At 41.1% G+C, this 12,557-nt stretch carries 11 protein-coding genes and 1 pseudogene; 3 read left to right on the top strand and 9 right to left on the bottom strand.

The genetic code is table 11. The features are described from left to right. From J2S74_RS01765 to J2S74_RS01755, 3 genes are all read left to right on the top strand, one after another. Positions 1 to 624, top strand: coding sequence for an accessory gene regulator B family protein (locus tag J2S74_RS01765; RefSeq protein ID WP_307321040.1), 624 nt, complete (start codon positions 1 to 3; stop codon positions 622 to 624). After that, positions 624 to 755, top strand: coding sequence for a cyclic lactone autoinducer peptide (locus J2S74_RS01760; RefSeq protein ID WP_307321038.1), 132 nt, complete (start codon positions 624 to 626; stop codon positions 753 to 755). Before J2S74_RS01765 ends, J2S74_RS01760 begins: the two co-directional genes overlap by 1 nt. Before the next feature lie 68 nt (positions 756 to 823). Beyond that, the gene (locus tag J2S74_RS01755; protein ID WP_307321036.1) at positions 824 to 1,291 is read left to right on the top strand and encodes a hypothetical protein; all 468 of its coding nucleotides are present in this window, start codon (positions 824 to 826) and stop codon (positions 1,289 to 1,291) included. Positions 1,292 to 1,348: 57 nt separating this feature from the next. Here the strand turns inward: J2S74_RS01755 and J2S74_RS01750 are convergent, their stop codons facing one another. From J2S74_RS01750 to J2S74_RS01710, 9 genes and pseudogenes are all read right to left on the bottom strand, one after another. Then, positions 1,349 to 1,801, bottom strand: coding sequence for a hypothetical protein (locus J2S74_RS01750; RefSeq protein ID WP_307321033.1), 453 nt, complete (start codon positions 1,799 to 1,801; stop codon positions 1,349 to 1,351). Positions 1,802 to 1,805: 4 nt separating this feature from the next. Beyond that, complete coding sequence (locus J2S74_RS01745; protein ID WP_307321030.1) at positions 1,806 to 2,624, bottom strand: DUF3100 domain-containing protein; 819 nt, start codon at positions 2,622 to 2,624, stop codon at positions 1,806 to 1,808. A gap of 18 nt (positions 2,625 to 2,642) precedes the next feature. Beyond that, positions 2,643 to 3,545, bottom strand: coding sequence for an NAD(P)-dependent oxidoreductase (locus J2S74_RS01740; RefSeq protein WP_307321028.1), 903 nt, complete (start codon positions 3,543 to 3,545; stop codon positions 2,643 to 2,645). Positions 3,546 to 3,809: 264 nt separating this feature from the next. Next, on the bottom strand, positions 3,810 to 5,267 hold the full coding sequence (locus tag J2S74_RS01735) for an aldehyde dehydrogenase family protein (RefSeq protein ID WP_307321026.1): 1,458 nt from the start codon (positions 5,265 to 5,267) through the stop codon (positions 3,810 to 3,812). 18 nt (positions 5,268 to 5,285) lie between these two features. After that, the gene (locus tag J2S74_RS01730; protein WP_307321024.1) at positions 5,286 to 6,479 is read right to left on the bottom strand and encodes a M20 metallopeptidase family protein; all 1,194 of its coding nucleotides are present in this window, start codon (positions 6,477 to 6,479) and stop codon (positions 5,286 to 5,288) included. Positions 6,480 to 6,567: 88 nt separating this feature from the next. Then, positions 6,568 to 8,187 carry a helix-turn-helix domain-containing protein gene (locus J2S74_RS01725; RefSeq protein ID WP_307321022.1) on the bottom strand — a complete coding sequence of 540 codons (1,620 nt, stop codon included), beginning with the start codon at positions 8,185 to 8,187 and terminating at the stop codon, positions 6,568 to 6,570. Between the two features lie 211 nt (positions 8,188 to 8,398). Beyond that, entirely contained in the window at positions 8,399 to 9,388 is a 990-nt protein-coding gene (locus J2S74_RS01720) for an SIS domain-containing protein (RefSeq protein WP_307321020.1), read from the bottom strand. A 140-nt stretch (positions 9,389 to 9,528) separates the two neighbouring features. Further along, the gene (manA, locus tag J2S74_RS01715; RefSeq protein ID WP_307321017.1) at positions 9,529 to 10,467 is read right to left on the bottom strand and encodes a mannose-6-phosphate isomerase, class I; all 939 of its coding nucleotides are present in this window, start codon (positions 10,465 to 10,467) and stop codon (positions 9,529 to 9,531) included. 109 nt (positions 10,468 to 10,576) lie between these two features. After that, positions 10,577 to 12,460, bottom strand: a pseudogene (locus tag J2S74_RS01710) (fructose-specific PTS transporter subunit EIIC). Positions 12,461 to 12,557: the final 97 nt, after the last annotated feature.

Genomic DNA, 12,557 nt, shown 5'->3' with positions numbered 1-12,557 from the left:
ATGATCACCCATATAAGTCATAGAATAGCGGTTTTATTGTGCCATTTATCAGACCGTAATCAGGAAGTAGAATATGTCCGTTATGGAATAGAAATCATGCTTGGTTCCTTCCTTAAATTTGTTGCTCTACTAGGGTTAGCATATTCTTTCGGCTTCTTTCAGCCAATGGTATGGGCCATCGCGACCTTTGTTATTTTCCGGTCCATAACAGGGGGACATCACTATTCTACTTATTCTCGTTGCCTTTTTGCAGGTGTAGTCATTTTCCTCACTATATCCTATTTATCTACAAAACTAGTAAATATATTTACCGGGGAGTTCTATTTATGGATATTATCTTTTTCTATTGTTTATGGTATAATCCTAGCATATTTCTATGCCCCTTCTAACCATTTTTACAAGAAAATAAGTGTCAAACAACAAAATACACTACGGAAACTTTCATTCTTTGCAATATTCTTCTGGGGAATGGTAATGTATTATTTCTTTGCTAATTATGGCATTCAGGAATGGATACTAGCATCGAACTTAGGATTTATTGCACAATTAAGCAGTATTCATCCATTAACATATAAAATGGTTGATCACATTGAAAAACGATTAACGAGGGGGACAATGACGTAATGAAAAGACTTTTAAAAGTTTTTGTTAGTGCAATAGTCACATTTATTATCCTTGTTGCGAAAGCAGATATTAGTTCTGCATCAACTTTAACATACTACCAACCAAAACTCCCAGATAATAAAAACAATTAAGAGTAGGTTGTATGTTTTCATAAATTTTAAGTTTAGACTAAATAAAATAAGAAAAGAGAGTGAGCATCTTGTCTTGGTACAGCTATTTCTTATTATCCGTTCCTGAAGCATTCATTTTACCTTTATTTCTTTTTGTCTTATTTGGGATTTCCATTCGAGATAAACTGAAGCCTTTAATTTTATTTGCATTTATACACGGGGGATTTGCATTTTTATTAAGTATGTATTTTGAGAATTCCTATAAACCGTTTTTAACCTTTGGAATATTCTTTTTACTGCTTGTTATACTCTTCCGATTCAAGGTTCTTAAAAGTCTATTCCTTACGTTAACTGCGTTTATAGCCTTAGGTCTATTTGAGGTTCTCCTTACATTATTTTTAATTAATGTGTTCCCAATAGATTTAAATTACGCTGAAATTTTGAGTAATCCATGGAAGCGTATTTTATTTAGTTACATTACATTGCAAATTCCATTGCTAATATTGACTTTTATTCTGTTAAAATTACGTATTAAAATTAAGCTACCTCAACTATAAAAAGAAAGGAAGGAAGGGATACCTTGTCCCCCCCTTCCTTTCTTTTATCTCGAAAACTTATATAATCCCTTGCATTCTTAAAACAACTTCTGCTATTAATGCTGAACCTATAAATGTTCCTAGGAGAACACACACGGCCACAACTATACTTCTCCAGCCCAGCTTAACAAAGTCTGTCCAAGATCGACCGATGGCAATACCTGCATAAGCGAGGATCGGTGTAGCAAGGGCAAGAAGGTTTACACTAGTTGTCCACTCTACAACCTTTGCTGATCCTGGCATCCACGGCATGGATACTAGAATACCCACAATGGCAACGTAGGCTACACTTGGAATATTACCTGGCATAATCTTTTGAATGATTAAGCCTGCAAGACAAATAAGAACAAGTACAATCATTCCTAGTAAAGCATCTAGAGGTAATACATTATAGCCTATCCAGTTACCTAGAAGGGCAACAATACCAAAAATACTTAATAATAATGTCCACTCTTGAATATTTTTCAGCATAGTATTACGCCCCCTTCTCTTGTTTCATTTCTTCTTTTTTCTGCTTTCTTCTTGTTAAAACGTTATACAACTTTTCTGTTAATGGTAAACCAATAAAAATACTCATATATAGTCCCGTGGATAAGGATAGTAGATTACTAGCTCCAGCAAAGGCAACAATATCATTTTCCATTCCAGGGAAGGCGGCTACAAGAGATCCGCTTGCAGCGGCCATCATACTTCCACTACCAATACCTGATGCCATGGCAAAAGATAATGGATGCAGTGGTGTGAGCGTGGCCAGGAATCCAGCGATTAAACCCATAAATACAGCACCAAATACTGTACCGAAAATGTAAATAGACATTACACCCCGTCCTTCTGGGGAGTCAAAACCAAACTTATCCATCACGAGACCAACGTTAGGCTCACGGGCAACGGAGTGCGTCATACCGATACTTTCCCGCTTTAGCCCCAAAAATATGGCAATGGGTAAAGCGAAAAATATCGTTCCTAAGTTACCAAATTCCTGTAATAATAATGCCGGACCTGCAGCTATAATTTGCGGCAAAGATGGTCCAATTATGACCCCGATTTTGGCAATAAGTAAGGTTACTCCTAACACAATAAGAGGTTCAGCATTCTTGGATTGTTTTTCTTTTACAATTGGTGTGAAGTATAAGGCAAGACCGATAATAATGGCATAAAGCATAGGCAGTAATAGAATAACACCAGGACCTACTTGGAACTGGTGAGTTCCAATCAATTCTGTAAGTAAAACAATCCCTAGAACGATTGCATGTAATCGCCAGTCTTTCCAAAGATTCTTTCTTTCTTCTGACATATAAATTCCTCCTCTTCGTTATTTTGGTACAATAGTAGATTCAGCTAAATCTTCTAATACTTGACTAACAGCAGTGGTATCTAATGCTCCTTTCCCGTTATTTTTGGCAATAGTAAAAAACTGATCTACTGTAGCACTGAAAAAGGTCGGGATCTTTTCTTTCTTAGCTAGATCCATATATAATTGAATGTCCTTCGACATGTGCTGAAGCATAAACTTTACATTTTCATGGTCCCCGCTAATGAGATTAGGTCCAAACACCGACATGACCTTTGTATGGGCTGAACCCTTTTGAAACATACTGGCTATCTTCTCAGCAGGAACTCCAGATTTCACGCCTGTAAGCAAAGCCTCACTTAGCAAGGTCACAATACCTGCTACTACCATGTTGTTGCAGAGTTTTATCACTTGACCAGTTCCAGAGTCGCCAATGTACTCAATTTCTTTTCCAATGGCAGACAAAAGGGGATAAATAGTAGCATACGTAGCTTCATCACCGCCAACAATAATGGTTAACTCCCCTTTATCCGCTCCCTCTGGCCCGCCACTTAACGGACAATCGAAAAAGGATATTCCCTTCCCTTTTGCTTCCTGATAGATTCTTCTTGTTGTTTCCACATCCGTTGTACTGACATCAAGGATATAACTGCCATTCTCCATAAAATGAATGGCTCCATTTTTCCCTGTAATCGTTTCTTCTACTAACTGTGGCGTTGGCAAGGAAGTAATTAAATAGTGAACTAAACTATACATCTGTTCTTTTTCTTGAATCGGATGTGCTCCTAGCTCCTTCACCGAATTCATGGCTGCCTCATTTACGTCAAAGGCATAAACCTCATAGCCACCAAGGACGAGGTTTTTAATGATCCCCCGTCCCATGGCACCGCAGCCAACTACACCTACTTTCCGTCTTTCATCCAAGCCTATCTCCCCTTTTTTCAAAGTTGATTTCTAAAAGATTGTTTTTTAGCTGAATATATTACACTTGGATACGTTACAGGCGGACCAATTACGCCTATGGACAGCCCATGTCCTGCGTCTGCGATTACTCGACGCAAACTACTCGAGGAAGCGCCTCAGGTCCCGCTTGTGGCCAACGGCGTAATGTCACCGTCCTGGTTCCGCGGGCAACGCTTCAGGCGCTCTCTTTCTGCGCGGTCCGGTAGTCTCCTCGGCTCTTACATCCTAATAGTTTGGGTTGATGTAAACGGTTTTGTAATCTGTCCAGAAGTCGAGAGCGGTGCTCCCTTGTTCACGTGGTCCGATGCTGGATGTTTTCTTACCACCGAATGGATACTGATTTTCAAAGTAGTTGGATGGTACGTTCACATGGGTGACCCCTGACTCAATTCGTCGGACAAAATCAAAGGCCTTTTGCAAATCTTTTGTGTAAATGGAGGATGACAAGCCAAATTCCGTATTGTTGGCCACACGGATGGCTTCTTCGTAAGAGTCTACCTCCATAACGGCAATGACGGGGCCGAAGATTTCTTCTTTCGCAATGGTCATCTCTTCCGTTACATGACTAAATACGGTAGGCGCAACGAAATATCCTTTATCCAATCCATTTTCCGTCAGACGCTTGCCCCCAAATTCCAATTTGGCCCCTTCTTCAATGGCAGTGTTAACGTAATGCAAGTACACATTAAGTTGAGATTCATCAATGACTGGACCATTATCCACCCCTTCATCAAAACCGTTACCAACGACCACCTGACGAGCTTTCTCAACAAGTTTTTCCGTCAATTCTTCCGCAATGGATCGTAGAACGATTAAGCGGCTTGTTCCAGTACAGCGTTGCCCATTATCTAAGAAGCCACTCAGTACTAAGCTTTCTGCTACCTTATCTAAATCGGCATCCTCTAAAACAATGGATGGATTTTTCCCACCCATTTCTGCCTGCATTTTGCCACCACGGGCAGTTACTGCCTTTCCGAGGGCAATTCCAACATCGGATGAACCTGTAAAGGAAACGGCCTTAAGATGTGGATTCTCTCCGAACTCTCTCCCCACAACGGATCCGGAGCCAGTAACCATGTTGAGGACACCCTCTGGCACACCTGACTTCTCAAATAACTCCATAATCTTAATACTAATTAACGAAGTGTTACTAGCTGGTTTAAAGACTACCGTATTTCCTGCTACGATAGCGGGGGCTATCTTCCAAATTCCAATCCCCAACGGAAAATTATATGGAGCAATAACCCCCACCACTCCAAGTGGCTCCCTAACGGTATAGCCGAAAATATTAGGATCATAGGAAGGAATCGTTTCTCCCGTTAGTCTAGTCGCTTCCCCACTAAACTGCTTCATAGCCTGAATGGTTTTTTCTACCTCGCCTCTCGCTTCACGGAGGGACTTACCAACTTCCTTCGTAATAATTTCAGCAAGAACTTCCCTTTCCTGCTCCAATTCTTGCATTAACCGAAATAATATATCTCCACGAACGGGTACTGCCGTTTTTGACCAAGCAGGAAAGGCCTCGCTGGCAGCATCAATTGCCTTTTTTACATCCTCCACAGTGGAGCTTTGGAAATATCCCAATACTTCCTCTGTATTGGCTGGATTAATGCTGGTGTACGTTTCCCCGGATTCGGAATTAATCCATTTCCCATTGATGTAGTTTTGATAAGTAGTTACCATCTTAAATTCCTCCCTATCCTATTTATTCCATTGAAAATGATCTAACGCCTTCTCCAACGTTTTAACAACTATGGTTACGGCATCAGGAATAACCTCATCATTCACTAAAAATGCCGGATCATGCCACTGCTTCGTGACACCCTTTTCTTCACTTCCTGTCCCTACCCAGAAAAAACATCCAGGTACATACTGTTGATAGAGGGCAAAATCTTCTCCCCCTAGGGTAGGCTCCGGTTTCACAACGGCCCCTTCCCCAAGAACCTCACTCACTGCTTCTTGAACGATACCGGTCATGGTGGCGTCATTATCAATAGCTGGGACTTGTGGAATAAAGTCTAATTTAGCTTCCGCTCCGTACCCTTTTGCAATATCCGTTGCAATTCTTTCTATTAAACTAGGAAGCTGCGCACGTACTTTTGGATTGAAACTACGGACTGTTCCTAATAATTCCGCCGTTCCGGCAATAACGTTATGTGTTGTTCCCGAATGGAAGGAGCCAATGGTTACGACAACTGGTTCGAATGGATCCATATTTCGGCTCACGGCTGACTGTAATCCCATAACAATGGCCGATCCTGCCACTACGGAATCTACAGCATTTTGGGGAATGGCCCCATGTCCACTATGTCCCGTCACCTTAATCTTGATTGTGTCCACAGCTCCCATTAAATGATGATCCGTGACCCCCACTTTTCCTGCAGGAATACCTGGTTGGTTATGGACTCCAAACACTGCCTGAATTTTCCCATCTTCAAACAATCCAGCCTCTATTAACTGTCTTGCTCCTTGAGTCGTTTCTTCTGCCGGCTGAAAAATAAAACGCACAGTCCCTTTCAGTTGATCCCTCTTTTCCGCTAATGTGAATGCTGCACCAAGGGCAATGGTCATATGCATGTCATGGCCACAAGCATGGGAAACTCCTTCTATCGTTGAAGCAAAGGATAGGCCTGTTTCTTCTTGGATGGGTAAAGCATCAATATCCGTACGATAGGCAACCGTTGGACCTGCTAAAGCCCCACTGATTTCCGCAACTAATCCCGTTTCCACATCCAGTGGTAAAATAGAGTACCCTACCTCTGTTAGCCATTCCTTTAAACGTTCCGTCGTTTTAAATTCCTTTGAGCTTACTTCAGGAAAGCGATGAAGCTCTTTTCGAATCTCTAGCAATCTATTGGTTAGATTTTCTTGATTACTTGTTTTTGTGTTTACCAACCTTCACGACTCCTTTTTCAAGTATCTTAGGAAGAATTATAATATTCAGATAAATAAAAAGAAATGTGGAAGGTCACAATGTTAAGCTCTACCCATTGTGACTTGCCACATGTAAATTGTAGGCAACAACTAAATTCAACCAATCTACATCACGATCAAAGGAGATATTCATCTCCTTTTCCATCTTTTTAATACGTTGGTAAAGGGTGTTAGGGTGAATATGCAGTTGTTCCGCTGTCCTCTTATGATTTTTATTAGAAAGAATCAACATCCCGAGAGTTTCTAAGTAAATTGGTTCCATGGTGAGAAGGGGACCTATTTTATCGTCGATAAATAAGCTAAGGGTAGTTGGGTCCACATGTTGTAATAATCGTTCCACCCCAAGATGGGAGTAGTTGACGTAGCTTTCTCCAGTAGATTTCCCATAACGAATGGCATCTAACGCTTCCCGGTAAGCATTCCCCAGTTTCCCGATGGACACCTTTCTTCCAACTCCAAATACAAGATCCTTCTCTCGCTCCCATTGATGAGTTATTTTCTGGACAATGGCATTGACGACCTGATCGTTGGCTTCAGGTATGATGAGGATAGCTTGATAGGTTCTGGACAAAACAAAGGTAGATTCGCTCACACTTTGGCAAATAGTTTCTAAGGAACGAATGAACCTTTCCTTATCTAATAACGATTCCCCTTTCCACAGCTGGCTTTGCTTCTCTTCAATCACCATGCAAACCACTTCCGAATCCACATTCCAGTTCACATAATTTTGAATCCGTTTCAAATCACTGTGGGGAATTCCTTCGATCATTTGCTGAAAAACTTCTTCCCGAAAATGTAGCTCCTTTTCATATAGAGCATTTATTTTCACTAGCTCAAGGGCTAAGGCAGTTGCTGCATGCTCCACAGCCACCACTTCTAAAGGAAATAATTCATTTATATCCTTGTCCATATAAATATACCCCAGCGTCTCTCTCCCTCGAATAATGGGAAACCCCTCAGAAAGATAAGACTGCTGGCTTTCATAGTGGAACTCTACATTCACCCCAAGAATTCTACTTAATAATGATAGAATCGTATCAATACCACCACCTTCTAGAATCGCCTTTGTAAATTTTTTATGGATATCTATAGAATTCTTTAATTCGTTATTCTTCTTTTTCAAATCTTCAAACAAATTAGAATGGACAATGGCAATGGCACTTTGGTTTGCAATCACTTCAATAACCCGTATATCATCATCCGTAAACTGGCCATCGTTTTCGAAATTATCTACAATCAATACACCTAAACACTCATCCTGATACATTAACGGCACTGATAAAGCACTCTTGATTTCCCTACGATAAACCCCTTCATAATAGAAAGAGTAATTTTCAGGAGACATGTTGGACATGTTTTCCTTTAAGGTATCCTCCTCCGCAAACAAATAAGATTTCCGGTCCGCATACGTTTTCCCTGTTAACGACTCCCCAGGGACAAAGGCAATCTGACGCATCACTTCTATATTAATACCAACACCTTCTGCCACCCGTAGAACCTTTTCATCTGGGTGAAATAAATAAAGGATTACAGTATCTGACACCTCTAATAAATTCCTAGCTTCTTCCACTAATGTTCGCAGAACAACACCAATATCCAAAGACTTCGTCAATAAATGATTAATCTCAAACAACTTATTCACTTTTTCCCTTTGTTTAATTACACCCATCCTTTCACCACCCTAATATTTAATAGTTACTAGTATATAAGAACGAAGGATAATAGAAAACCTACTTCTCAAAAAATCCAGCCATTAAAGATTCCCTTGCTTTACCTAATTGAACCCATGCTGGTTAGCTCGCATGGGTTCGGATCACTTATTTGCTACAGTATGTGTTTATAATCTATTGAAACTATTAATTCCTTATAAGGCTCCAAAACTACTCTTTCCCAGTAATTTTAGTAATCACTTTTGCTTCACCGGCGGTCAAACCTCGCTGTTCAGACAAGATAACGGCAGCCATTTGAATAACAAAGGAATAAGGGATGACACTGCAGTACTCATTTACTGAATCCATAACAACCGATTGAATGTTCTCGTGTTCAAGGGGCTCATCAGCTACATATAGCACTTTTGCTCCTCGTTGGACAAGTTCAAATACATAGTCTTTATTCCGTTCATAAGTCACACCTTTTGGGTTAAAGAAAATGGCCTGTAGGTTTTCTTCTAGAAGTTCAAATGGACCATGACGGAATAAAGGTGCAGACATCCCCTCTGCATAGATTCGAGCCGTTTCTTTTAAGGTTAAGGATCCTTGGCGTGTGGTAGTCACACTTGGACCACGGCCAAGTAGCATAAGTGGGCGAGTTGGATCTATAAAACTTCCAATGAGTTGTTGAATATCGTCTGCTTTAGCCAGATTTTCCTCAAGGACTTCTGCCGTCTTTACTAAATCTGAGGTTAAATCTTTACCAGCTAATTTTGATCCTAACAGCAACATTAGTGTCACTGTCGTTGTAAATGACTTTGAGGAAGCGATTGCCTCTTCCTTCCCGGCATCGGTGTAATAAGCATGGACACTTTCCTTATCCAGTGAACTTCCAGGTGTATTCGTGATCGCGGACACAGAATATCGTTTAGCGAGCTCCTTTGCCTCATAACTCTCCCCACTCTGGGAAGTTACAACCACATCATGCTTTTGAAAAAAAGTATCAGGATAATAATATAGAAGTTCCGAGTTATCAATAGCACTTGCCCGTATCCCGTGAGACCCCAAGTAGGAAACGAGTAACTCAGATGCAGCCAGGGAGCTCCCCATTCCAGTAAATAATAAAGGCTTTTCCCCTTTTAATGTACTTTCCTTATTAAGGGCAATCGTTTTACGAATAGCTTCTGGCTGCTGCTTCACTTCATCAAAAAATTTACTCATTCCATATAACCTCCCATTATGTATAAATGTAGATGCCAGCTTCAACAACCAGCACCCTCAACAAAATTGATGTGATGAAAAAATCTACCTGTGTTACATCCTTGAATGTTTGGCGACGGTAATCGCAGACGCTGGCACCGCTAAACGTAGGAAACAACCAGTTTCGCCTTCCCATCTACTTCCATCTCCCCATACCCACTTGGAAGCATAAAGTGATCTCCCTTTTTAATGACCTGGTTGTTCAGCGTTGCTTCCCCTTCAATCACACTGAATAGGAGGAAGTTTTCGCCGTGTTCTTTCGTCCCTTTCCCTTCAATTACCCACTCTTCTACGGTAAAAAATTCTGTGCTCACTAGATTTTTCACTGCTAGATCCCCATATTTTTCCGTTTCAAATTGCAGGGCTACATCTTCATGGGGAACGGTGATGACATCTATGGATTTATCAAGATGTAATTCCCGCTTATTTCCTGTATCATCTGTTCTGTCATAGTCATAGATTCGATACGTCACATCGGAGCTTTGCTGCGTTTCTAAAATCATCGTACCTTCACAAATGGCATGGACCGTTCCACTCGGTACAAAAATGAAATCACCTGGTTTAATATTAATCTTACGGATAAAGGCGTCCCACTCTCCGTTTTTCAGCATGGACTCCAGCTCTTCCCTTGTTTTCGCATGGTGGCCTAAAATCAGTTCCGCATCTTCTTTGCAATCGATAATATACCAGCATTCGGTCTTACCGAATTCCCCATTCTCATACTTATTGGCATACGCATCATCGGGATGTACTTGAACAGATAGATCTGCTGTAGCATCTAATATTTTCGTTAATATAGGAAACTTATCCCCTTCTGCCTTTCCAAATAACTCCCGATGGTTATGCCATAAATCACCGAGGGCAATCCCTTTATAAGAACCGTTTTTTACGATACTTTGACCATGTTCATGTGCAGAAATGGCCCAACATTCTCCTGTTTTTGCCGAAGGAATGTCGTACCCGAAAGATTTGGCTAATAAGTCTCCTCCCCATATTCTCTCTTTAAACACCGGCTCTAAAAATAAAATCTCTTTACTCATCCATTTCACTCCAATAACTTAATTAATAACCCCATTCTAGCTCCTGCCAAAACAGATGACTAGTAATAAAAGAAGAAGAGCCAAAACACTAGCTCTTCCCCTCCCTTACTTACTCAATCTCCCCTAATAAACCTAATGCTTCTTCCGCGGATCCTACATTCACGAGTTGCTCTCTAAATGTTTCATCCATTAGCTTACGAGATAGCATTTGCAGAATTTTTAGGTGTTCGTTTCCGGCACTTTCTTCAGGGACAGCAATCATAAAAACAAGCTTTGCTGGATCCCCATCCATGCTGTTCCAATCCACACCTTCCCGCTTAATTCCAAAAGCGACCTTTGGTGACTCCACTGCTTTTGACTTCCCGTGAGGAATGGCGATAGAGAAGCCGATTCCTGTTGATCCCTCTTTTTCACGCTTTAAAATCGCTTTTTTGAATTTACGCTTAGACTTTAAGGCACCTTCAGCATCTAATTTTTCGATCAGTTCGTCAATAATCTCATCACGAGTTGAACCGTTTAACTCGGTATCAATGAGTCCGATACTTGTTAAGTCTGTTAATTTCATTGTTCCATACACTTCCTTCCAAACCTATTGTGCTACGTTTTTCTTCAATGCATTCACCATAAAGGCTGTGACAAGTGTACCGATGATAATGGCAACGAAGAACATCACGACACCATTGATTGCACCGAACGCTGCTACTACTGGGCCACCGTGTGGAACGTTGTTACCAACACCTGCAAGCATCGCAATCACGGCACCGACAATGGAACCTACCATTAAGGATGGAATAACACGTAATGGGTCTTTGGCTGCGAATGGGATCGCACCTTCTGTGATTCCAACCATCCCCATGGCAAGGGCAGCTTTACCGCCTTCTTGTTCTGGCTTCTCGTATTTTCGCTTATTTAAAAGTGTAGCTAGTCCCATACCTAGTGGCGGGATGCAAATGGCTACGGCGATTGGACCCATAATTCCGATATTTCCTTCTGCCACCATTGCTGCACCAAACATAAAGGCTACTTTGTTAACTGGACCACCCATATCAAAGGCAATCATGGCCCCTAAGATAATCGCAAGTACTATCGCACTTGTTCCTTGCATTCCTGCTAACCATGTTGTTAGTCCGTTAAAGATTCCTGCAATTGGAGCACCAATAACGAAGATGAAGATGACAGCTACTCCAATGGATGCAAGTAAAGGAATAACTAAGATTGGCATAATTGGTTGAATCATTTTTGGAACATTCCATGACTTAATCCACTTCGCAATGTAACCTGCGATGAAACCTGCTGCAATTCCCCCTAAGAAACCTGCACCTGCTTCTGGACTTCCGTAAAAGGAACCGTTTGCTGCGATGAAACCACCGATCATACCAGGAGCAAGACCAGGACGGTCAGCAATACTCATGGCAATGAACCCAGCTAAAATTGGTACCATAAATCCAAAGGCAGCGGCACCTACGTCTAAGATTGTTTCCCAAATGGAACCTTCTTCAATTTGAAGACCCGATTCCGTTGGCGTACCACCAATAGCTAACGCTAAGGCAATTAACAAACCACCGACAACAACGAATGGAATCATGTAAGAAACACCATTCATTAAATGCTTGTAAATCGGATTTTGCTTTGATTTCATTTCTTTTTTGTGTTCGTCAACGGATTTCATTTCCCCTTTGAACACACTTACCTTGCCGTCTAGAATCTGTTGAATCAGTTCTTCCGGTTTACGAATACCATCTTGCACTCCCGTTTCTAGCAAAACTTTATTGGCAAAACGAGATTTATCTACCCCTTTATCGGCAGCGATGATAATTCCGTCGGCTTCTTCTATTTCTTGAGCTGTGAACTCATTTTCCACTCCAATGGAGCCTTGTGTCTCTACTTTCATCTCGACATCGAGCTTTTTTGCAGCTTTTTGCAAATTCTCGGCTGCCATATACGTGTGAGCGATACCATTAGGACATGATGTAATCGCTAGTATTTTCTTCATGATGTTGTCCTCCCTGTTTTCTTTATGGTCCTATCTTACCGTGAAAACGGTCCCAATAAAGAAGTACATTTTACCGTTACTTCCGGTAAAAAAATAA

Source organism: Evansella vedderi, assembly GCF_030813435.1.
Lineage (GTDB): Bacteria > Bacillota > Bacilli > Bacillales > Salisediminibacteriaceae > Evansella > Evansella vedderi.
The sequence above is the reverse complement of the archived record's forward strand: the minus strand, read 5'-3'. Positions and strand labels throughout refer to the sequence as shown.